Origin of the sequence: Bradyrhizobium sp. S3.2.6 (assembly GCF_040546885.1) — a bacterium.
Classification (GTDB): Bacteria; Pseudomonadota; Alphaproteobacteria; order Rhizobiales; family Xanthobacteraceae; genus Bradyrhizobium; species Bradyrhizobium cytisi.
In genome coordinates, this window is record NZ_JBEPOS010000001.1 from 746,582 (window position 1) to 766,549 (window position 19,968).

At 61.6% G+C, this 19,968-nt stretch carries 18 protein-coding genes and 1 tRNA gene; 14 read left to right on the top strand and 5 right to left on the bottom strand.

All coding sequences use genetic code 11. The annotated features are described in order from the left end of the window. Positions 1–34: 34 nt before the first annotated feature. Entirely contained in the window at positions 35–1,006 is a 972-nt protein-coding gene (locus ABID58_RS03465; protein ID WP_354031533.1) for a DUF4238 domain-containing protein, read from the bottom strand. Positions 1,007–1,185: 179 nt separating this feature from the next. Here ABID58_RS03465 and ABID58_RS03470 point away from each other — a divergent pair, with 179 nt between their 5' ends. Together ABID58_RS03470 and ABID58_RS03475 are read left to right on the top strand one after the other, a co-directional pair. Next, positions 1,186–1,746, top strand: a complete 561-nt coding sequence (locus ABID58_RS03470) for a Pycsar system effector family protein (RefSeq protein WP_354031534.1) — start codon at positions 1,186–1,188, stop codon at positions 1,744–1,746. Positions 1,747–1,752: 6 nt separating this feature from the next. Next, entirely contained in the window at positions 1,753–2,874 is a 1,122-nt protein-coding gene (locus tag ABID58_RS03475) for an adenylate/guanylate cyclase domain-containing protein (protein ID WP_354031535.1), read from the top strand. A 9-nt stretch (positions 2,875–2,883) separates the two neighbouring features. Here the strand turns inward: ABID58_RS03475 and ABID58_RS03480 are convergent, their stop codons facing one another. Together ABID58_RS03480 and ABID58_RS03485 are read right to left on the bottom strand one after the other, a co-directional pair. Next, positions 2,884–3,999, bottom strand: coding sequence for a hypothetical protein (locus tag ABID58_RS03480; protein ID WP_354031536.1), 1,116 nt, complete (start codon positions 3,997–3,999; stop codon positions 2,884–2,886). 169 nt (positions 4,000–4,168) lie between these two features. Continuing rightward, a complete protein-coding gene (locus tag ABID58_RS03485; RefSeq protein ID WP_354031537.1) occupies positions 4,169–5,050 on the bottom strand; it encodes a DUF3800 domain-containing protein in 882 nt (293 codons plus the stop codon). A 238-nt stretch (positions 5,051–5,288) separates the two neighbouring features. On the opposite strand from ABID58_RS03485, the gene ABID58_RS03490 reads away from it, so the two are divergent. The 12 genes from ABID58_RS03490 to ABID58_RS03545 all read left to right on the top strand — a co-directional run bounded on the left by ABID58_RS03490 (position 5,289) and on the right by ABID58_RS03545 (position 18,905). Next, positions 5,289–5,362, top strand: a tRNA-Gly gene (locus ABID58_RS03490). 397 nt (positions 5,363–5,759) lie between these two features. Next, the gene (locus tag ABID58_RS03495; protein WP_354031538.1) at positions 5,760–8,870 is read left to right on the top strand and encodes a VCBS domain-containing protein; all 3,111 of its coding nucleotides are present in this window, start codon (positions 5,760–5,762) and stop codon (positions 8,868–8,870) included. Positions 8,871–9,033: 163 nt separating this feature from the next. Beyond that, the gene (locus ABID58_RS03500) at positions 9,034–9,615 is read left to right on the top strand and encodes a helix-turn-helix domain-containing protein (RefSeq protein ID WP_354031539.1); all 582 of its coding nucleotides are present in this window, start codon (positions 9,034–9,036) and stop codon (positions 9,613–9,615) included. Between the two features lie 10 nt (positions 9,616–9,625). Beyond that, positions 9,626–10,090, top strand: coding sequence for a GNAT family N-acetyltransferase (locus ABID58_RS03505; RefSeq protein WP_354031540.1), 465 nt, complete (start codon positions 9,626–9,628; stop codon positions 10,088–10,090). Positions 10,091–10,177: 87 nt separating this feature from the next. Beyond that, the gene (locus ABID58_RS03510; protein WP_354031541.1) at positions 10,178–11,221 is read left to right on the top strand and encodes a LacI family DNA-binding transcriptional regulator; all 1,044 of its coding nucleotides are present in this window, start codon (positions 10,178–10,180) and stop codon (positions 11,219–11,221) included. Between the two features lie 125 nt (positions 11,222–11,346). Further along, on the top strand, positions 11,347–12,801 hold the full coding sequence (xylB, locus tag ABID58_RS03515) for a xylulokinase (protein WP_354031542.1): 1,455 nt from the start codon (positions 11,347–11,349) through the stop codon (positions 12,799–12,801). Further along, the gene (gene xylA / locus ABID58_RS03520; protein ID WP_354031543.1) at positions 12,802–14,124 is read left to right on the top strand and encodes a xylose isomerase; all 1,323 of its coding nucleotides are present in this window, start codon (positions 12,802–12,804) and stop codon (positions 14,122–14,124) included. 8 nt (positions 14,125–14,132) lie between these two features. Continuing rightward, positions 14,133–14,891, top strand: a complete 759-nt coding sequence (locus tag ABID58_RS03525) for an ATP-binding cassette domain-containing protein (protein WP_148754475.1) — start codon at positions 14,133–14,135, stop codon at positions 14,889–14,891. Then, a complete protein-coding gene (locus tag ABID58_RS03530) occupies positions 14,891–15,961 on the top strand; it encodes an ABC transporter permease (RefSeq protein WP_187435226.1) in 1,071 nt (356 codons plus the stop codon). Before ABID58_RS03525 ends, ABID58_RS03530 begins: the two co-directional genes overlap by 1 nt. Positions 15,962–16,054: 93 nt before the next feature. Beyond that, complete coding sequence (locus ABID58_RS03535) at positions 16,055–16,987, top strand: sugar-binding protein (protein WP_148754471.1); 933 nt, start codon at positions 16,055–16,057, stop codon at positions 16,985–16,987. A gap of 88 nt (positions 16,988–17,075) precedes the next feature. Next, the gene (locus ABID58_RS03540) at positions 17,076–18,053 is read left to right on the top strand and encodes an aldo/keto reductase (protein WP_354031544.1); all 978 of its coding nucleotides are present in this window, start codon (positions 17,076–17,078) and stop codon (positions 18,051–18,053) included. A 3-nt stretch (positions 18,054–18,056) separates the two neighbouring features. Further along, the gene (locus tag ABID58_RS03545) at positions 18,057–18,905 is read left to right on the top strand and encodes an amidohydrolase family protein (RefSeq protein WP_354031545.1); all 849 of its coding nucleotides are present in this window, start codon (positions 18,057–18,059) and stop codon (positions 18,903–18,905) included. A gap of 94 nt (positions 18,906–18,999) precedes the next feature. On the opposite strand, the gene ABID58_RS03550 is transcribed toward ABID58_RS03545, so the two are convergent. Together ABID58_RS03550 and ABID58_RS03555 are read right to left on the bottom strand one after the other, a co-directional pair. Next, positions 19,000–19,365, bottom strand: coding sequence for a nuclear transport factor 2 family protein (locus ABID58_RS03550; RefSeq protein ID WP_354031546.1), 366 nt, complete (start codon positions 19,363–19,365; stop codon positions 19,000–19,002). A 154-nt stretch (positions 19,366–19,519) separates the two neighbouring features. Beyond that, positions 19,520–19,870 carry a RidA family protein gene (locus ABID58_RS03555; RefSeq protein WP_148754464.1) on the bottom strand — a complete coding sequence of 117 codons (351 nt, stop codon included), beginning with the start codon at positions 19,868–19,870 and terminating at the stop codon, positions 19,520–19,522. Positions 19,871–19,968: the final 98 nt, after the last annotated feature.

Consider the following 19,968-nt stretch of genomic DNA (forward strand, 5'->3'; position numbering starts at 1 on the left):
TCCTGCTTCCAGAATAAGAGATGGTCACACGGCTCTAACCGTCGCTGTCTTCAGCCGGCAATAAAATGCGCCCTTTCTCAAGCAGAGAGGTTCGCACCGCCTCGCGGTATTGCGGCGATTGACGAAACACTTTCCGCGCAAAAGCAAAGTCTTTGCGGTTTGAATGCACTTTGTTGAGCGACCAACTACACTGAAGATAGTTCAAGTTCTCGATGTTTGCCGAGGTAGCCGCGAGCGGCGTGCCCTCAGTGAAGGCACTGTAAAGCTGCCCAGTGCGACGTAGCGTTGCCTGCGTTTCCAGCAAGTCGGCGCGTCCGATTCCCCTGGCTGAAAAGATCGCGACCCGCGCCATGCGGTGCACAGTCATTGCCTGCTCGTAGCTGTTGATGATCATCCGGCTGATAGTGGGACACGCCAGATACAGTGCGCAGACGGGTGAGAGCGGCAGAAACGCTTCTACGCCGACAACATCAAAGCCCAAGTCCTTTCCGTTCTTGGGCTCGTACGTCCGCTGTAGCACGACCGGGTTATCACCGAGGTAAAACCCATCATCGCCGTCGATCACCATCAGCGCCCAGTGGCGACTTGCGATCTCCTGCGCTGTCACAAACAGGCTATGCCACATGTACTTGAAAACAGTCCCGAAGTCGGCGCGAGAAGGCTTATCTGTCAAGCCCTCATAGAAGGCCTTCGTCCGAAAGCTCTGAGCGGCAATGAAGCGGGCGACATGGCGGCGAGCAAGTGCAGACAGACCTGCCAAGTTTCGCCCCGCTACGATCCGCCTGAGAATAGGCGCGGCCTTAGTTTCGATTTTCTCGAATTTGTCTTCGAATGAAACTCGCTTTCCGTCGATCTCGAAATCATTGAAGCCCGGTTCGCATGCGGCGAACTTCGGCGGAGGCTTGGTCACCTCGCCGCTATGGATATCGAAGCAGTAGACCCTGCCGGCGTCGGCAAAATTCTTGAGTAACAGCTTGGGCACCCAGTGCTGATTCTCAGCGCTCATGGCTCCGCTCCTCGCGGCAGAATATCTGATTCCCCGCGAAACGGTGGGCCAATCGCAGGTCTGGGAAAACCTTTATGGCTTGCGCCCTGTCTTGCGCCCGCAAGAATCGTTAACATCTAACTCTGCAACCTAACCGATTCGCTGGCTCTGCCGTGCGGTCACACCGATGGACTACTCTGATGCAGACGCCAGATCAGAAGAAGACCCTGCATGATGCCCTGTCGAGCACGCTCTCGCGAACGATCGACTTCCTGAAATTTGCCGAGACTAAGAATGCTGCCCTCCTCACCTTCGCTTCGGCGTGGTCGCTAGCTCTTGTCAATCTGCTGTCAAGCAGTCGTTTCAATCAGACAGGTCCTCGCGCTGCTGTCGCAGTCTGCCTCTTGCTGTTTGCTGTTGCTGCACTGGCGTCACTGTACTCGTTCTTGCCGAGACTGAGCATGCGCTCTTTTCATCGCAGTTCTGACGGTCGAGGCAGCCTTATCTACTTCGGCGACATTGCGGAGCTAGATGCAGGCTCCTTTGGCAGCACCTTCTCGGCTCGCTATACCGCTGATGATGGGGAGGACATCTCCGATAGCTACATAGCTGACCTTGCGGTCCAGGTTGCGGCTAACAGCTCCATCACCAAGCGGAAGTTTATCCTGTTCTATATGGGGGCGACTCTGGTCATCTTTGCTGTTTTTGGCCTCGCCGGCACAGCAGCTTGGATGACGTACTTCAATCTCTGGACAAAATAGGTCGCCATGGCGCTCGAAGACCTTAGGGACGAATTGTCAGAAGAAGTCGCTTCGATACTAGACAGCAGCTTCTCTATTGACATCACAGAAACAGACTTTGTCCCGCACTCTGGGGACGCGGCCATTACGTTCCCAAATCTCGATGCCGGCACCCAGGGCGCAAAGCTCATTCAAACGTGCGTTCTCTACATCGACATGCGAGGATCGACCGTCTTAAGCTTCGCCCACAAGGCTCCCACGGTAGCCAAGCTCTATTCTGCTTTCGTGCGAGCGATGACCCGAACTGCACGTCACTACCGGGGCCATGTGCGCGGCATCATCGGCGACCGGGTAATGGTCTTGTTTGATACCGAAGACTGCTTCAACAACGCAGTGAGTTGCGGCGTCGCGATGAACACTGTCTCGCAGTACATCATAAACAAGCATTTCAAGGCGAATGAGGTCAAATTCGGAATCGGGATCGACTATGGCCGGATGCTCGCGACGAAGACCGGAATTCGAAAACACGGCAGTGAGCAAGCCAACTATCGTAATCTCGTCTGGCTCGGTCGGCCGGCAAACGTCGCGTCGAAGCTAACCGATGCAGCAAACAAACCTGAGGAGAGCGTAACAATACCGAACGTCCGCGTGGCCTATCGCGGGCAGCCCCCTCTGGGTGGGCTGCTTGGTGCTAACCTTAGTGCTCCGTTCGGATTAAATTCCAACCCGTTGAGCTCGCTCGTAGAGCCGCCTTCTTACGGCGCTCTAAGCTCGTTCTTCCAGCCGACTCCCCTCAGCAATGCTTTGCAACAAGCTATCGGAGCGACGCCCCAGACGGTTGGTGAGTGGCAATGGAGAGATGAAAGCTTCGAGAGCTTTCTGTCGCAGGTCGAGGTTGATTACTCGCAATCGCGAATGGTCCACAAGCGGGCTGACTTCGCCAGCTTCTATCTCTCTTCCGAAACGAAAAATGTTCGGGAAGCAACTCCTGCCATCTTGATAACGGCGGCGGTGTGGCACGGCTTTAGGAAGGCGAAGCCCAACAGCAAAATAGTCCAGCAGCCCCTATTTAAGAAGGTTGATGTTCAGGTCTCTGGATACGCGGGCGACGTGTTCGGTGGTGACGTCATTTTTCCGCAGCTGAAATAGTGCTCGGCTCTAGACGCGATTTTGTGTCGTCGTTCGTCCCTTGAATTCTGCTGCATCGGTTGACAACCATTGGGTTGCTTCAACTCGGCTTACGTTTAGGTCGAGGTAACTCCTTTCGGCTGCCCCCGATGGTTGCATATGCCACGTGTAAACGTGAAAGTTGTCTTTCTCCAGCGCTCCAAAAATATTGACCATGAATTCTTTGAAGTGATCCGGGGAAATCTTTTCGAGCACTTCCTTTCGCATTAGCTGAGGAGCATTCGGCCATCTGTTGCGCTTGCCCCAGACGGTGACGCGGCCATCAAGTGCTCCCTGCCTGATCGCGTCCTGTAGATCAATAAGCTCTAAGCTATGTTGATCCGTGAAATTCCATCCAAGCTCTGTTGCAATCTTTAACAATTCGACCATCGAAATTCGATCGATCGGCGATGCCGGCCTCATCGGGAATAGGCCGAAAATTTGCTCGCTGGAAAATTTTACGGCGACCCACGCCATGTTGCCCAGTTCGCGGCTCGTGCGTCCTTTGAAGTGAGCAGCCGTGCGGGGAGCCGACGATCTATCAAAGTGGATTGCGACGCGGTCCCAGACTTCCGGCGGGATTGGCTTCTCTGGCGTTGAATTCGTTCCGGGCAAGCATTCTTCGCCCCATGAAGCAAGCCGCCCGTTACGCAGAAGCCTGTGTATTTCGATCGACAGCCGTACCTCTCGCCAGTCGTAAACTAGGTTTTTCGTATCGGTCTTTGCATCTTGATCAGCTCGCCACTGGCTGCCGTCTAGGATACGAAAGAATGCGGCACGAGCATCGATGTCGCCATCGTGAGCGGCAGGAGAGGTGGTCGGGTCGAGCGACTTGGCTACGCTCGTCTCAGCTCGCGATCCCAATGCCCACCAAAGACGAGTCGCTACAAGGATCACAGAGACAAGCGCGCCTGCGACGAGACCAGCCAAAATGACCGCAGGGGGCGACCATTGCATATTGGTCGCACCGAACAGCGTCATGCCGATGAAACCCAGCAAGCCGCCGATGGCTGTTTTCAGGTCTAGGATATCCAGAATCGCTACGACGCTCTGGTAATCAGACCAGCGCTTCCAGAGCCAACGTATTGCCCTCGCAACAAGGCCCATATTTGAGCTGCTCAACTGATTGATTGCGTCGCGAGAGGCGCGATTCTTTCTAAATCGTTACCGCGCTGGCGGTGCGCCAAGTTCCTGTTGAACTTATACATGATTCGTGTATTGAAGAGGCAGGCTATGCCTAGAGGTCTTCCGTATGGGGGCCGCACGAAAGTCGGGGTCAAACCCGGCTTTTGTTGTTTCTGGCTGCCGCAACTAGCTCAAAGCAGTACGTCTTGATCCCAAGGTTGGCCGCCATTGCGCCCGGCACTTGCGACGTGACCAGTCGTCCGCTCTCAAGGAGACGGCGGTAAATGTCGAATTTCCGCTCATAGCTTCCGCGGGTGATCGAATAGAGATAGGTGTCCGCCACCTGCATCATCTTATTCGATTTGTCTTTCCCCGTTATGTCCAACAGGAGATGTGCAAACTCGTCTGGCTTCATCGGATTGTATTTCGCCGAGTTTTTCTCGTCGAACGCGAGCCCCTTCGCCTTGATATTTCGAAAGTAGTCCTCGACGCGCGCGTCCGTATCTGGATCAGCTCGTTCGTAGTAAACACGCAGCCGACGACCTCTGTGCTTAGCGTACTTGGCTGCGCGCTCTAATATGATGTCGAAAGCACTCCGGCAGAGAAGCCATTTTTCCTCGCCGATACGTTTTCCGTAGCCCCGGGCGGCGTAGCCCGGCCGATCAATCACGCACGCTGTGCCGGCGACGGGGGCCGCAGCAAGCAACATTTTATATTCGGACCAGAATCGCGTTCTTGTCTCGTCCCCTACGCGACCAAGCCATGAAAACCCCTTCTTCTCCGCCCTCATGTCGGTGAAGTGCAGCGGACTCCTGATCTGCGGCCAACGCGCGAGAAACGTCTGCAAGCGTTGCTTCGTACCATCTTCGTGCTCCTGATCTACCAAAAGGCCGCCTATGGCGAACCAGTCGAAGCCGTGCTTCGCCTGAGCACCGGGACGGTCGAGATGCCGTGAACCCGTTTCGTCAATGTACAGGTGGATCAAAGGAATTTTACCGGGCGCCCCGGTGGCTTCGTCAGCTTCAGCACTCAAGAAAAGAAACTCCCCGGGGCGTCGAAAAGGGGATGCAGCAACGCTACATCCGCCGCGATTCGCGAATCTTGGTTGTGCCCAGATGGTAGCACACCGAGGATGCTGGCGAGTACCAAGGTGGCGGGGACGACTTGATCCCGCCAGTCGGCACGGTATGGTGGGGTAAGTTGGCGGCCACACAATGGCCACATGATCAAAAATCGCAAATCGATCTAAGTAATTGAATCAAAAGCGATTTGCGGGCGTAGTTCAATGGTAGAACGGCAGCTTCCCAAGCTGCATACGAGGGTTCGATTCCCTTCGCCCGCTCCAACACTTTGCCGGAACTTGGTGCACTTCGCTGGATCTTTGGCGACGATTGCTATGCGGAAGTACCGTAGAGGTTGAGCCGAGCCTTGCGGCCAAGGCCCCCAGAGGAACTAGGCGGCACCAAGACGCGACAGATAAAGTAGCCTATCGAAGCGGTAGTTTCGATGGCCTGCTCGCGAGTGGGCATTGTCGTTCGGATCATACCGCAAGTCATGCACCACTAGTCGCAGCGTTGTCGCGATGATGCGTCGAGCCACATCAAGCGTTCGTCATTCAGGGGCAATAAGCTTGCTTTGGTCGGCAGTTTGGTCAGCAGGGACTTATTGGCGCCCGCGTTTTTGCTTCTGATCATCGAACAAACATTCGGGTCCGGCCTGTTGTCGGGCAAACGGAGGCATTGATGACAAACTCAGCACCTGTTTTCACCGCCGATGGTGGCAGCGACGGTTCCGTCACGCGCGTGTCGACCGGCGCAATCGGGGCGCAGGCGGATGGCCAAAGTCACCAGCCCGTGTTCTCGCCCGACGGCACGAAAGTGGCCTTCGAATCCTATGCCGACAATCTGGTGCCCGGCGATACCAACGGTCAACCCGACATCTTCGTGAAGGACCTGACGACTGGCGCAATCACGCTCGCGTCGACTAGCGCCAGCGGGGTGCAGGGGGATAGCTGGAGCTACCAGCCGGTTTTTTCGCCCGATGGTACCAGGCTGGCGTTCGCATCTGCTTCCGACAATTTGGTGCCTGGCGATACCAATAGTGCTTACGACATCTTCGTGAAGGACCTGACGACCGGCGCCATCACGCGCGTGTCGACCAATGCCAGCGGGGCGCAGGCGGACGGCTTCCAGAGCACCAACCCGATATTCTCGCCTGACGGCACCAAGGTTGCGTTCTATTCCGATGCCGACAATCTCGTGCCGGGCGATACCGACCATGTGCGCGACATCTTCGTGAAGGACTTGACCACTGGCGCGATAACGCTCGTGGGGGCCAGTCCGTACAACGGGGGAGACGGCAGCGGCGGGGATCAGAATGGCTTTACCTTCGCCCCCTCGTTCTCGCCCGATGGCACCAAGATCGTGTTCGGGTCCACCACAGGAGGTGGCGCCATCAACGATATCTACATCAAGGATCTTGCCACCGGGGTCACCACACTGGTGTCGGACAGCGCCAGCGGCGTTCATGGGAATGGCGGCAGCTACGACCCGGTGTTCTCGCCTGATGGCACCAAGGTGGCGTTCTATACCTTTGCCGATAATCTTGTGCCGGGGAGTTCCAATATCGGAATCGGCAACATTGTCATCAAAGATCTGACCACAGGCGTGGTCACGTTGGTATCGGCCAACGCCGACGGAGCTCCGCAGGACAACGGCGAAGCCCAGAAACCCGTGTTCTCGCCTGATGGTACGAAGATTGCGTTCTATTCCTTCGCCGACAATCTCGTGCCGGGTGTCAATGGCTATGAGATTTATGTGAAGGACCTGATCACCGGCACCGTCAAGATTGTCTCGACCAACGCGAGCGGCGCGCAGGCAAACGGCTACAGCCAAGCTCCCGTGTTCTCGTCTGATGGCACCAAGTTGGTATTCGAATCTTCAGCCAGCAATCTCGTGCCGGGCGATACCAATGGCACTGAGGACATATATGTGAAGGATATTGCTCCGCCGTCCGTCACCGAAGCGAAGCTGACGGACAATGGCGCCGCCCATGTTTCGACATCGGGGGCGGCGTTTTTTACCGACGCGGACAAGACCGACACTCACACGATCTCGGTGGCATCGCAAAGCGGCGATCTCGGCACACTCACGGCCACGGTCGACGATGCCGATGGCAAGGTGACGTGGAGCTATGATGTCTTTCACGCCAACATCGCTCCGCTCGCGGCCGGACGGACCCATACCGACGCCTTCACCTTGACCCTCGACGACGGTCACGGCGGTTCCGCGACACAGAGCGTCACCGTGACGCTGACAGGAATCGATGATGCGCCCGTGATCGGCTCGGGCGCGACGGCAACCTTCGCGGAGAATGGCACTGATGTCACCTACCGCGTCGCGGCGACCGACGTCGACAGCCCCGCGCTGACCTATTCGCTATCCGGTGCCGATGCGGCTCTGTTCAACGTGTCGGTGACAGGCGATGTGACGTTCAAGTCTGCGCCCGACTTCGAAGCGCCGAAAGACGCAAACCACGACAATGTCTATGACCTCACCGTAGCTGTCAGCGACGGGGAGAAAATCACCACAAAGAACCTCGCGATCACGGTCACTGACGTGAATGACACCGCTTCCGGCGGGGTTCTGATTGTCACGGGCTCGACGGGCTTCACATCGATCGATGGGGCAACCATCAGTATCGGCGTGAGCGGGAATCTGCATGAGACCGGCAGCACCGGTGTCATTAGCAACAGCCTGATCAGTGATCTCGGTTCGCTGAACGAAACCCAGGCGACCCTCGCGCTCGCGAACGATATCATCTTCGGCGGTTCCCTCGGTGTGATCGCCGCCCATGGCGGCACCATCACCTTCGACAATGTGCATCTCGACGGGATTTCGCTCGATGCGGCATCCGGCGCGCTTATCGAATCCGTTGCAGGCAGCACCAACACCTTCAACAACGTGACGCTTAATGCTGGCGCCGTGTTTGACGACAGTGCCGGAAGCGTTCTGAACGTCGGCGGCCTGTTGAACAACGGCGGCAAGATCGAGCTCTTCAATGCCACCAAAACTGTCTTGACCGGTGACATCGTCGTCATCGGCAACGGCGAGGTCAAGCTCGATCCGGGCTCTGTGATCCTGAACAGCAGTGCGCATCACACGCTCGACCTTGAGGGCGGCACGATCGATGGCGCCGGCACGATCGGGAACGGCGACCACGGCCTCACTTTGAATATCGGCTTCGCCGGCACGCTCGATGCGAACGGGTCTCAACCGCTTGAAGTGAACACCGGCAATTCCGTCACCAACAACGGCCTGATCGAAGCCACGCACGCCTCGCTCAGTTTCGACGACGCCGTTCTCAACGGATTTGCTACGATCACCGCCGATCAGGGCGGCGCGATCGACTTCAGGAACGGTTTGACAAGTAACGGCCTCGTCGATGTCCGCGCCGGCAGTGAGGTGGATGTCTCAGGCAACCTCGTCAACAACGGCACTGTCCTGGATAGTGGCGTGCTCAAGGTCGATGGTTTGAGCGGGACTGGAACTGTCTACGTCAGCGACGGGACGCTGGCGGTCGCTGGTAATCTCAGCAGCAATGTCGTTCTGACTGGTAGGGATTCATTTGTATTCGGGCCCGATGCCAAACAAACATCGGGTGTCATTGCAAACTATACGCCAGGCGCGACGCTGGTGCTGGATGGCTTCGATACCAAGGTGAACGTGGCCCTCAACTATCAGACCGATGTTTTGACACTGACCGATGCGGACCATCATGCAATGACGCTTCACCTAGCACCTGGATCCCTGATCCCGCAGGTCCACGGCGCGGCGTCGGATTTTCTTGTTTAGCGAATGCCGGCTTTGCTTTGACCGAGGCCGCAAACCTTGCCGCGCGGCGCGCAAAAATTCCAATATATTAGCCCTTCGCTCCCGGCACGCGCCGCTCCTCCGGCCTAATCTCCTCCCGCCCGGCGGATGCGGTCCATGTGCCGGGCGATGTTCGGATGAGGCCATGGACCAGCAAAAACTCGACAGGGCGATCGGTCGGCGCTTGAAGACCTTGAGGACGCAGGCCGGCATGACCTTGAACGAACTCGCCAGCCGCTCCGGTGTCAGCCGGGCCATGATCGGGCGGGTGGAGCGGGCGCAGAGCAGTGCCACGGCGGCGCTGCTGAGCAAGCTCTGTGCGGCGCTCGACGTCTCGCTCAGCGACGTCGTCGCGCTCTCGGAGAAGCCGCCGGAGCGGCTGACGCGGCTTGCCGACCAGCCGCAATGGCGCGATCCCGACAGCGGCTACCGGCGGCGCCATGCCTCGCCGGCCGATGCGGCGAGCGGCATCGAGATCATCGTCGTCGACCTGCCGGCCGGCGCGCGCGTGTCCTACAGCCCCTGGGGCCGCAACGCTTTCACCCAGCAACTGCTGATGCTGGAGGGCGCGGTCTGCGTGCATATCGACGCCAAGACGGTGCGCCTGCGCGACGGCGACTGTCTCGACTTCGACGTCATGCGCGCGGTCACCTTCGAGAACGAAACCAAGCAGGATGCGCGCTACGTCATCATCACGCGGCGCGGCACCTCCTACGGGAAGATGTGAGACCCTGACGATGCAGATCCGCATTGGCGACACCTTCGATTCGCGCGTCGTCGCGCTGCTCGACCACCACGTTGCGGCGGCGCGGGCGCAAACCGCGCCGGGCAGCGCGCATGCGCTCGATCTCGCCGGGCTTCGCGCCAGCGACGTCGCGTTCTGGACCGGCTGGGACGGCGAGACGCTGGTCGCGACCGGTGCGCTGAAGACGCTCTCGGCCGACCACGGCGAGGTGAAGTCGATGCACACGCTCCAGACCACGCGCCGGCGCGGCTTTGGTGGTCTGATGCTCCGCCACATCATCGCCGAGGCGCGCAAGCGCGACATCAAGCGGTTGAGCCTCGAGACCGGCTCGTGGGACTATTTCAAGCCCGCGCACGCGCTCTATCAGGCGCACGGTTTCGTGCCTTGCGGCCCGTTCGAGGGCTATGTCGAGGACCCCAACAGCCTGTTTCTGACACTCGATCTGAGCGGCCGCTGACGCCCTGGCGCAACCGGGGCTCGAAAAGATCGTCTTGCCCCTCAAAATGAGTTGCGCACCTCAAAACACCTCTGCTAGCCTTCAGGCATGGCCGAAGAGACCGTCTCCGCCGCGCTGACGCTGAAGGACATCGCCCGCGAGGCGGGTGTCAGCCTGGCGACGGTCGATCGCGTCCTGCACAACCGCCCCGGTGTGCGGTCCGATACGGTCCGCCGCGTCCAGGAGACCATCGCGCGCAATGCCTTTCAGCCGCACGTGGCTGCCGCCGAGCTCGCCCGCGGCCGCGTCCGCCGGTTTGCCTTCGTCATGCCGTCGGGGGCGAACCCGTTCATGCAGCAGATCGAGGCCTATCTCGGCGAGATGTCCGGCTGGCTATCGGCCCGGCGTCTCAGCGTCGAGATGGTAAATACGGATGTGTTCGATCCGTCCGTGCTCGCTGCAACGCTCGAGACGCTCTCGGGCGACTACGACGGCGTTGCCGTCGTGGCGCTGGATCATCCCGGCGTGCGCGCTGCGATCAACGATCTCGTCGATGCCGGCACCAAGGTGGTGACGCTGGTCTCCGACGTGCCGTCGTCGCGCCGCCACCATTATGTCGGCATCGACAACATCGCCGCAGGCCGCACCGCCGGCGCGCTGGTCGGGCGGCTGGTCGGGCAAAAGTCCGGCAAGATCGCCATCATCGCGGGATCGCGGGGCCTGCGCGACCATGCCGAGCGCATTTTTGGCTTCAACCAGGTGATGGCGTCGGAATTTTCGCACCTCGACTTGCTGCCCCTGCTCGAGGGGCGCGACGAGGACGACCGATCCGAGCAGCTGATATCGCGGCTGCTCGGCAAGCATCCGGACATCATCGCCCTCTACAATGTCGGCGCCGGCACGCAAGGCGTGGCCAAAGCCCTGACCGAGGCCGGCCGCGGCAAGCAGATCGTGTTCATCGCCCACGATCTCACGGCGATGACGCGAAAACTGCTGCTGCAGGGTACGCTGGACGTCGCGATCTCGCAGAATCCAGGGCACGAGGCGCGTTCCGCCGTGCGCGTGCTGCTGTCGCTCGCACGCAACGAGCCGATCTTGAGCGAACAGGAGAATATCCGCATCGACATCTTGATGCGGGACAATCTGCCGTAGCCGCAAAGCGCGCGCGGTGCCTTGTGTTTTGAAGTGAGTGACGGCGGAAAGCGCGACGTCAATTCGTGCACCGCGGCAGCGTGATCCCGAACAGATCACGCTCAAACGAAGAGGGAGGGACGAGTTTGTATCTCGGAGTGGACATCGGTACGTCCGGTGTGAAGGCGGTGCTCGTGAGCGAAACCGGCGCGGTCGTCGCGACGGCAGCGCGCGAGCTCGTTCTGTCGCATCCCGCGCCGCTGTGGTCCGAGCAGGACCCCGACGCCTGGGTCGATGCGGCGATCGGCGCGGTCGACGTTCTCGCGCAACATCATCCGCGCGAGGTCACGCAGGTGCGCGGCATCGGGCTGTCGGGCCAGATGCATGGCGCGACGCTGCTCGGTGCCGACGGACGCCCGCTGCGGCCTGCGATCCTCTGGAACGATGGTCGCTCGCACGCCGAATGTATCGAGCTCGAGCGCCGCTGCCTCTCGCTGCACGCCATCGCCGGCAATCTGGCGATGCCCGGCTTCACGGCGCCAAAATTGCTCTGGGTGGCGCGGCACGAGCCTCACATTTTCGAACGCGTTGCAAAAGTGCTGCTGCCAAAGGCCTATGTGCGCTATCGGCTCACCGGCGAGATGGCCGAGGACATGTCGGACGCCGCCGGCACGCTGTGGCTCGATGTCGGCCGGCGCAGCTGGTCGGCGGAGCTGCTCAAGGCCGCCGGGCTCGACCTGCATCACATGCCGCGGCTCGTCGAGGGCAGCAATGCGAGCGCAGTGCTCGCGTCCGAATTCGCGCAGCGCTGGGGCATGGCGAAGGACGTCATGGTCGCCGGCGGCGCCGGTGACAACGCCGCGAGCGCGATCGGGCTCGGCGCAATCGCGCCCGGCGATGCGTTTCTGTCATTGGGAACCTCAGGCGTGGTGTTCCGCGTCACCGATCGCTTTGCGCCGGCGCCGGCCTCGGCGGTGCATGCGTTCTGTCACGCGCTTCCGGGTCTCTGGCACCAGATGGGCGTGATGCTATCAGCGGCCGCCTCGCTCGCCTGGCTCGCAGGTGTGATGGAGACTCCTGCAGTGGCCCTGCTGGCGCCGCTCGGCGAGCGCGTCGAGGGGCCGAGCCCGGTCAAATTCCTGCCCTATCTCGACGGCGAACGCACCCCGCACAACGATGCCGCCGCGAGCGGCGCCTTCGTCGGCTTGCGCGCTGCGACCGGGCGCAGCCAGATCGTCCAGGCCGTGCTCGAAGGCGTCGCCTTCGCTGCGCGCGACAATCTGACGGCGCTGAGCGCGGCGGGTGGCGCGATCGCCGAGCTTGATCTGGTCGGCGGCGGCTCGCGCTCGCCACTGTGGGCGCAGATCTGCGCGGACGTGCTCGGCATTGCTGTGCACCGCGTCGAGGAGGGCGAGGTCGGCGCAGCGCTCGGCGCCGCGCGGCTCGGCCGGCTTGCGGCCACCGGCGACGATCCCGCGCAAGTGTGCACCCGCCCGCGTCGGCTTGCCAGTTTCGTGCCCCGCGCCTCCGCTGTGTCCGCCTACGACGAGGCCTATCGCCGCTGGCGCGAGCTTTACCCCGCATTGAAGGAGAGTCTTTAAGTGAACGCGTCAGTTAAATTCTTCGATGCCAGCGCACCCATAGCCTTTGCCGGCAAGGATGCGGGAAATGCGCCCGCCTTCCGCTGGTACGACAAGGACCGCATGGTCCACGGCCGCAGGCTGGAAGATCACTTGCGCTTTGCGGTGTGCTACTGGCATTCGCTGTGCTGGCCGGGCGGCGATCCCTTCGGCGGCGAGACGTTTCTGCGGCCCTGGCACCACGGCTCCGATCCGATGGCGATGGCGCGCGCCAAGGCCGATGTCGCCTTCGAGCTGTTCCGCCTGCTGGATGTGCCCTTCTTCACCTTCCACGACGTCGATGCGGCGCCCGAAGGTGCCTCGCTCCGCGAATCCGTCGCCAACCTCAACGCCATCGCCGATCTGTTCGAGGCGAAGATGGCATCGGCCAAGGTCCGCCTGCTCTGGGGTACGGCAAACCTGTTCACGCATCGCCGTTACATGGCGGGCGCCGCGACCAATCCGGACCCCGAGATCTTCACCTATGCCGCCGGCCAGGTCCGCGCCGCGCTGGAGGTGACGCATCGGCTCGGCGGCCAGAACTATGTGCTGTGGGGCGGCCGCGAGGGCTACGAGACGCTGCTCAATACCGATCTCAAGCGCGAGCTCGACCAGCTCGGCCGCTTCGTCTCGCTCGTGGTCGAGCACAAGCACAAGATCGGCTTCAAGGGCCCGATCCTGATCGAGCCGAAGCCGAAGGAGCCGACCAAGCATCAATATGATTTCGACGTCGCCACCTGCTACGGCTTCCTCGCACGCTACGATTTGCTCGAGGACGTCAAGCTCAACATCGAGCAAAACCACGCCATCCTCGCCGGACACTCCTTCCATCACGAGGTCGCGCTGGCCGAGGCGCTCGGCGTGTTCGGCTCGCTCGATATCAACCGCGGCGACGATCTGCTCGGCTGGGACACCGATCAGTTCGCGATGAACGTGGGCGAGCTGGCGCTGGTGTTCCACGAGATGCTGAACCGCGGCGGCTTCACCTCCGGCGGACTCAATTTCGACGCCAAGATCCGCCGTCAGTCGATCGACCCCGACGATCTCATCCATGCTCATGTCGGCTCGATGGATACCTGCGCGCGGGCGTTCCTCGCTGCTGCCGACATGCTCGATGCCGGCGCCCTCACGGCGCCGCTTGCCGACCGCTACGGTGGATGGGCAGGCGGCGAGGGCCGGGCCATTCTCGCCGGCCAGCGCTCGCTCGCCGATCTCGCCGATCGCGCGATGGGTCCCGGCTTCGACCCGCAGCCGCGCTCGGGACGGCAGGAATATCTGGAATCTCTCGTTAACCGCTACATCTGAGGTCGCTGATGGCAAGTGCTGACGCAACACCGGTGCTCGAATTGACCGGCATCGGCAAGGAGTTCGGCGCCATCCGCGCGCTGCATGATGTCGATATGCATGTCCACCCGGGCGAAGTGGTCGGCCTGATGGGCGACAACGGCGCCGGCAAGTCGACGCTGGTCAAGATCATCGCCGGCAATTTCCGCCCCAGCCATGGCGAAATCCGCTTCGGTGGCGATGCGGTCCATTTCAGCCGGCCCATCGATGCCCGCGCGGTCGGTATCGAGGTCGTCTATCAGGACCTCGCGCTCGCCGACAATCTGACCGCTGCCGCCAACGTGTTTCTCGGCCGCGAGCTGAAGCGTAAATTCGGCCCCATCGCTTTGCTCGACCACAAGGCCATGGCATCGCGTGCGCTGGAATTGTTCGGCGAGCTGCGTTCGGAGACTCGCCCCGACGATCTCGTCAAGCAGATGTCCGGCGGCCAGCGCCAGGCGGTTGCGATCGCGCGGACGCGGCTCTCCAATGCGCGGCTGGTCATGATGGACGAGCCGACGGCCGCGATCTCGGTCCGCCAGGTCGAGCAGGTGTTGAGCCTGATCCACCGCTTGAAGGAGCAGGGCGTCGCCGTGATGCTGATCTCGCACCGCATGCCCGACGTGTTTGCGGTGTGCGACCGCGTCATTGTCATGCGCCGCGGCGAGAAGCGGGCCGACAAGCCGATCCACGACACCTCCCCCGAGGAAGTCACAGCCCTTATCACCGGCGCGAAGGAGGCGGCGTGATGGCGATGCCCCTGGAATCCCCCGTCACGTTCTCGAACGTCGGCAAGATCAAATGGTGGCGGCGCGGCATCTTCGCCTCCCAGACCGGCTACGTCCTGCTGGCGCTCCTGGTGCTGATGGTCGTGATGCATTTTGCCAGCCCCTATTTCTTCACCGAGGGCAACATGCAGAACGTGGCGAAGAACTTTTCCTTCATCGCCATTGCCACGCTCGGAATCACTTTCGTCATCATCACCGGCGGCATTGATCTCTCCGTCGGCTCGATGATGTGTTTTTCTGCGATGATTACCTCTATGGTCATGATCGAGCTGTCGGCGCCGGGATCGGTGTTCGTCCATTTGGCCGCCGACGGCAAGACCGCCGTCGCCAATGTGCCCGGATTGATCCTTGTGATCTCGGTGCTCGCGGGGCTGTGCGCCGCGTTGATCGTCGGGCTCGTCAACGGCTTCTGCATTGCGGTGCTCGGGCTGTCACCCTTCGTCACCACGCTTGGCATGCTCTCGATCGTGCGTGGGCTCGCCTATGTCGTCTCGAACGGCCGCGGCAGCTTTCCCGGCGGGCCGGACGCCGATTATTTCTATGCGCTGACATCGGGTGACGTGCTCGGCGTGCCCGCTCCCTTCATCTATCTGGTGATACTCGCCGCCGTGATGGCGGTCGTGCTGCATCACACCAGTTTCGGCCGCCACGTCTTCGCGCTCGGCGGCAACGAGAAGGCGGCGGAGCTGACCGGCATCTCGGTCGTGCGGGTGAAGATCGAGGTCTACGTGATCTGCGCGCTCGCCGCGGGGCTCCAGGGCATCATCATCTCCGGCTGGCTCGGCTCGGCGCCCGCCAACATGGCGACCTCATACGAGCTCAACGTGATTGCGGCCGCCGTGATCGGCGGCGCCAATCTGGCCGGCGGCATCGGCGGTCCGCTCGGTGCCATCGTCGGCTGCGTGCTGCTCGAAGTGATCCGCAACGGCCTCGTGCTCGCGCAGGTCAACTCCTACTGGCAGCAGACGCTGGTGGGCGTGATCATCATCCTTGCCGTGCTGGTCGACCGGATCCGCTCGCGCATGACTTAACCAGTTACTCCGGAAGGACAACGAAAGATCGTCTATCCGCCTGCCGGGGCATCACATCACAAATGGATAGGCAACAAAGTGTGGAGGGAAGAAATGAAGAAGCTTCTGTTGGCCGGCGTGACCATCGCAATGATGGCGACCCCGGCATTTGCCCAGACCTACAAGTTCGCCGTCGTGCCCAAGGCGATGAACAATCCGTTCTTCGATGTGGCGCGTGACGGCTGCCTGAAGCGAGCCAAGGAACTCGGCAATGTCGAATGCATCTACAAGGGGCCGATCGAGCACGAGCCGGCGACACAGGCCCAGATCATCCAGGACTTCATCACCCAGAAGGTGGATGGGTTGGCAATCTCGGTTGCCGACGTCGCAGCGATGACCAAGTCGATCGATGCAGCGGCTGCAGCCGGCATTCCCGTCATTACGTTTGACGCGGATGCGCCGGGTTCCAAGCGGCTTGCCTATATCGGCACCAACAACAAGGACTTCGGCCTCGCGCTCGGCAAGCAGTTGCTCAAGCTCCGGCCCGATGGCGGCAAATATGCCATGGTTTCCGGCGGCCCCGGTGCGAAAAACCTCGCCGAACGTGTCGATGGTGTCCGCGAAGCGCTCAAGGGCTCGAAATGGGTCGAGGTCCAGGGTTCGCCGACCTTCTGCAATGACGATTCCGCGCTTGCGATCCAGCAGATGTCGGACTTGCGTACCGCAACGCCCGACCTCGGTGCGATCGTGCCGGTCGGCGGCTGGCCGATGTTCGCGCCCGAAGGCTACAAAGCCTTCGTCAACAAGAACAAGAAGGATATCGACGCCGGCAAGTTCACGCTCGTCGTCGCCGATACGCTGAAGATGCAGCTCGAATTGCTGCGCGACGGCTACTCCAACGCGCTCACCGGCCAGCGTCCGTTCGAGATGGGCGAGAAGTCTATGGACACCCTGTTGGCGATCAAGAAGGGCCAGAAGGTTCCGGAAGTGATCTACACCGGCCTCGACCTGGTGACGAAGGACAACGTCGCTCAATTGTTGAAGTAGGAACGTTACCAGCCCAACGTTCCTGCGCTACACTCCCTCTCCCGCTTGCGGGGGAGGGAGTGCTTTTGCGGATTGGAAGGATATTGCAATGAAGCGTACGCGGTTGGCTAACGGTCTCGATGTTACGGCAATAGGCCTCGGCTCGGCGCCACTCGGCGGCCTGTTTTCGGCGGTCAGCGATGCCGATGCAGAAGCGACGCTCGCGGCCGGCTGGTCGGCCGGCATCCGCTTCTACGACACCGCGCCGCTCTACGGCTTTGGCCTCGCCGAGCGCCGTTTGGGCGCTTTCCTGCGCCAGCAGCAGCGGGACTCCTTTGCGATCTCGACCAAGGTCGGCCGGCTGCTGCGCCCGGATCCCAGTTCGACCGAGGACGATCACTACAAGGGCGCCCCTGCGCTGCGGCCGCAATTCGATTTCAGCTATGACGGCGTGATGCGTTCGGTCGAGGAAAGTCTCGACCGCCTCGGGCTCGATCGCGTCGACGTGCTGCTCGTGCATGATCCCGACGATCACTATGACGCGGCCGTCAACGGTGCTTTCCGCGCGCTGATGCGCCTGCGCGACGACGGCACCATCAAGGCGATCGGCTCCGGCATGAATCAGTCGGAGATGCTCACACGTTTCGCCGAAGCCGTGCCGGTCGACTGCTTCCTGCTCGCTGGCCGTTACACGCTGCTCGACCAGGGCGCGCTGGATGCGCTGTTTCCGGTCTGCCGCCAGAGGGGCATCGGCATCCTGCTCGGCGGCATCTACAACAGCGGCATTTTGGCCAATCCGCACACCGGCGCGAAGTTCAATTATCAGGACGCCGACGTGGCACTCGTGGCGCGCGCACTCGCGCTTGACGAGCTCTGCCGCAAGCACGGCACCGAGCTGAAGGCCGCCGCGCTCCAGTTCTGCATGGCCCATCCGGCCGTGACGGTCGCGGTGATGGGCGCGCGCAACGCCGCGGAGGTTGCCGACAACATCGCGATGTCGGAGCGCACGGTGCCGCCAGCTTTCTGGCAGGAGCTGCGCGCGAAAAACCTCGTCGACGCGCGGGCGCCGCTGCCGCGCGGAGCGTGAGACATGCTCATCGATGCGCACCAGCATTTCTGGGATCCCGCGCGCGCCGACTATCCCTGGATGGATGCGCCTGAGCTCACGCCGATCCGCCGCGCCTTCGGGCCCGCCGATCTAGCTCCGCTGCTAAAGGCGAACGGCATCGACGCAAGCATCGTGGTGCAGTGCCGCTCCGCGCTTGAGGAGACCGAGGAATTTTTGCGGGTCGCGCATGACACGCCCTCCGTCATGGGCGTGGTCGGCTGGGCCGATCTGACCGATGCCGCGCTCGGCGACACGCTTGATCGGCTGCGCGCGCTGCCGGGCGGCGCAAAGCTGGTCGGTATCCGCCACCAGGTCCACGACGAGGCCGATCCCGACTGGCTGTTGCGCGCGGACGTCCAGCGCGGACTCGCGGCGGTGTTCGCCCGCGATCTCGCCTACGACTTCCTCGTCCGCACCCGCGAGCTCCCCGCTGCGATCGCAACTGCAAAAGCTTTTCCGCACGCACGCTTCGTGCTCGACCACGCCGCAAAACCGCCGATCGCCGTTGGCGGCAGCGCGGAATGGTCCGACCGCATCGCGTCGCTCGCGGCCTGCGGCAACGTCTGGTGCAAGGTCTCGGGGCTCGCGACGGAAGCGAAGTGGACCGATTGGGACGCGGAGCGGCTGTTTCCGTTTGTCCAGCACGTCGCGAATAGTTTTGGCGAGGACCGCCTGATCTTTGGCTCCGACTGGCCGGTATGCCTGCTGGCGGGTAGCTACGGCGAGATCAAGGCCGCGCTGGAGGCGTGCCTGGCGAAGCTAGGCGCGAGCGTCCGCGACAAGGCGTTTGGGGTGAATGCGAACCGGGCGTATCGGTTGGCGGTTCCATAGCCCGAGAGCGCACCCGGCGAATAATGTCGCCCCCCCCTTGCGCAATTGCGCACCAGGCCGGGACGACGACTGAGCTCGAGGATGCGTTCGTCGCTCACACGCCCGCAGGCACCTGATCCAGAAATCCCGTGATGCTCCTGATGCGGCCATCCTTCAGCACGGCGAAATCCGTGCCCTTGATCGGGTTATCGACGCCATCAGGTCCAAGGCCCCAGCTGAAGCGCACATGGTCGCCATAGCCGTTGGGCTCGCCGATCAGCCTGAACTTGAAGTCGGGAAAGCGCTGCTGGACGCCGGCGATCAGGGCATCGATGCCGTCCCGGCCGTCACCCTTCATCAGCGGATCGACATAGCTCGCATCTGCCGTCCAGTTCTCGCTGAGCAGTTCGCGGCGGCGATTTTGTGCGGGCTCGTTCCAGAGATCGATGTAGCGGCGGGCGATCGTGACGTGGTCGGTCATGAGACTCTCCTTCGATGGCGCCGTGTGGTTCGGCTGACCTGACTATCGAAGGTTCGCGCGCTGGGATCGATTACCTCGGAGATCATGCGTCCGTAAAAAAAGGAGCGCGATGATGGTCTCATCGCGCTCCTGTCGCCTGTGGTTTTGCGCGAACTTACTTCGCCGCGGTCACCATGATCTCGACGGTGTATTGCGGCGCGGCCAGCTTCGCTTCAACGGTGGCGCGGGCCGGGGTGTTGCCGGGCGACACCCAGCCATCCCACACGGCGTTCATCTCCTGGAACGTCTTCATGTCGGTGATGTAGATCGTGGCCGACAGCAGTTTCGACTTGTCGGTGCCGGCCTTGGCGAGATGGCCGTCGATGGTCTTCAGGATGTCCTGGGTCTGCTTGGTCACGCTTTCGCCGGCCGCATTGCTGGCGACGACGCCGGCGAGATAGACGGTGTTGCCGTGCACGACGACCTGGCTCATGCGCGGGCCGGTTTCAAGACGCTGAATGCTCATTAGGGGATCTCCTGGTGGGAATGGCGGCCCTGTCTAGCGCAGCACCTCGCGCTGTGCCACCCCCGGCACGCATGCGTTGCCCGGCACGCATGCGTTCG

Excerpts from the sequence above, each read along its gene's own strand:
- ABID58_RS03465 (WP_354031533.1), bottom strand. The coding sequence starts at position 1,006 with ATGAGCGCTGAGAATCAGCACTGGGTGCCCAAGCTGTTACTCAAGAAT.
- ABID58_RS03470 (WP_354031534.1), top strand. The coding sequence starts at position 1,186 with ATGCAGACGCCAGATCAGAAGAAGACCCTGCATGATGCCCTGTCGAGC.
- ABID58_RS03475 (WP_354031535.1), top strand. The coding sequence starts at position 1,753 with ATGGCGCTCGAAGACCTTAGGGACGAATTGTCAGAAGAAGTCGCTTCG.
- ABID58_RS03480 (WP_354031536.1), bottom strand. The coding sequence starts at position 3,999 with ATGGGCCTTGTTGCGAGGGCAATACGTTGGCTCTGGAAGCGCTGGTCT.
- ABID58_RS03495 (WP_354031538.1), top strand. The coding sequence starts at position 5,760 with ATGACAAACTCAGCACCTGTTTTCACCGCCGATGGTGGCAGCGACGGT.
- ABID58_RS03500 (WP_354031539.1), top strand. The coding sequence starts at position 9,034 with ATGGACCAGCAAAAACTCGACAGGGCGATCGGTCGGCGCTTGAAGACC.
- ABID58_RS03505 (WP_354031540.1), top strand. The coding sequence starts at position 9,626 with ATGCAGATCCGCATTGGCGACACCTTCGATTCGCGCGTCGTCGCGCTG.
- ABID58_RS03510 (WP_354031541.1), top strand. The coding sequence starts at position 10,178 with ATGGCCGAAGAGACCGTCTCCGCCGCGCTGACGCTGAAGGACATCGCC.
- ABID58_RS03525 (WP_148754475.1), top strand. The coding sequence starts at position 14,133 with ATGGCAAGTGCTGACGCAACACCGGTGCTCGAATTGACCGGCATCGGC.
- ABID58_RS03530 (WP_187435226.1), top strand. The coding sequence starts at position 14,891 with ATGGCGATGCCCCTGGAATCCCCCGTCACGTTCTCGAACGTCGGCAAG.
- ABID58_RS03535 (WP_148754471.1), top strand. The coding sequence starts at position 16,055 with ATGAAGAAGCTTCTGTTGGCCGGCGTGACCATCGCAATGATGGCGACC.
- ABID58_RS03540 (WP_354031544.1), top strand. The coding sequence starts at position 17,076 with ATGAAGCGTACGCGGTTGGCTAACGGTCTCGATGTTACGGCAATAGGC.
- ABID58_RS03545 (WP_354031545.1), top strand. The coding sequence starts at position 18,057 with ATGCTCATCGATGCGCACCAGCATTTCTGGGATCCCGCGCGCGCCGAC.
- ABID58_RS03550 (WP_354031546.1), bottom strand. The coding sequence starts at position 19,365 with ATGACCGACCACGTCACGATCGCCCGCCGCTACATCGATCTCTGGAAC.
- ABID58_RS03555 (WP_148754464.1), bottom strand. The coding sequence starts at position 19,870 with ATGAGCATTCAGCGTCTTGAAACCGGCCCGCGCATGAGCCAGGTCGTC.